This window comes from Actinotignum sp. usb-actsch-rep-73 (genome assembly GCF_059082735.1).
The window spans coordinates 1-1092 of the sequence record NZ_JBHNPV010000041.1; the positions used below are offsets into that span (position 1 = coordinate 1).

Below are 1092 nucleotides of genomic sequence, written 5' to 3' on the forward strand. Positions count from 1 at the left end.
CTGCCAATTAGCGCTGACACCGAGATTCTGGTGAATCCCTCGGGCTTGTTTACGGTGGGTGGTTCAAAGGCAGACACGGGGCTCACTGGTCGCAAGCTGATGGTCGACACTTACGGCGGTCTCGCCCCACATGGTGGTGGGGCGTTCTCGGGTAAGGACGCGTCCAAGGTTGACCGCTCGGGTGCGTATATGGCGCGTCTGATAGCCAAGACTATCGTCGACTCCGGTCTTGCGCAGGAATGCCAGGTCGCGATTTCCTATGCGATTGGGAAGGCTGATCCGGTCGCCTTCACCATCGACACGCTCGGCAGTGGTGAATACTCCGACAAGATCCTGACCGAGGCTGCGCGTGAGGTGTTTCCGCTACGCCCAGGAGCGATCATTGACGCTTTGGGGTTGCGAGCACCCGGCTACACCCGCTACTCGACCTACGGACACTTCGGCCATGCCGGTTTGCACTGGGAGAACTCGTTCGCTCACGTCGACGCATTAAAGAAGGCGGTGAAGAAGCATGCTCATGAAAACAATGCCCATCAGTGAACTCAAGCCCGCTGACTACAACCCTCGTAAAGACCTCCAGCCCGGCGATCCCGAATACGAGAAGCTCAAGCGATCCCTGACCGAGTTCGGCTACGTCGAACCCGTCATCTGGAACTCCACCACTGGCAACATCGTCGGTGGACACCAGCGTTTGAAGGTGCTCGAAGATCTCGGCCACACGGACGTGGACGTGATCGTCGTTGAGCTCGATGAGACCCGCGAGAAAGCACTCAACATCGCGCTCAACAAGATCAGCGGCGAATGGGACAACGACAGACTTGCCCTCCTCATCGCCGACCTCGATGCTTCGGATTTCGATGCTGAACTCACCGGTTTCGACGACGCCGAAATCCAGCAGTTGATCGGCTCCTTGGAAGAGAACGAGGTTGAGGACGACGACTTCGACCTTACCGCCGCACTCGAAGCATCCGCGTTCGTGGAGCGTGGGGATATCTGGACGCTTGGCCGTCACCGACTCGTGTGCGGCGACGCCACCAGCGTCGAGGACGTCGAGTTGTTGATGGATGGTAAACGTGCGAATCTTGTGTTGAC

2 protein-coding genes are annotated in these 1092 nt (G+C 58.3%); both read left to right on the plus strand.

The annotated features are described in order from the left end of the window. A partial coding sequence (locus tag AC5RE1_RS03075; protein ID WP_493938328.1) for a methionine adenosyltransferase domain-containing protein occupies positions 1 to 540 on the plus strand: 540 nt, incomplete at its 5' end. Further along, positions 512 to 1092: ParB N-terminal domain-containing protein (locus AC5RE1_RS03080; RefSeq protein ID WP_493938329.1), on the plus strand; the 581-nt coding region annotated here is incomplete at its 3' end. The genes AC5RE1_RS03075 and AC5RE1_RS03080, both read left to right, overlap by 29 nt.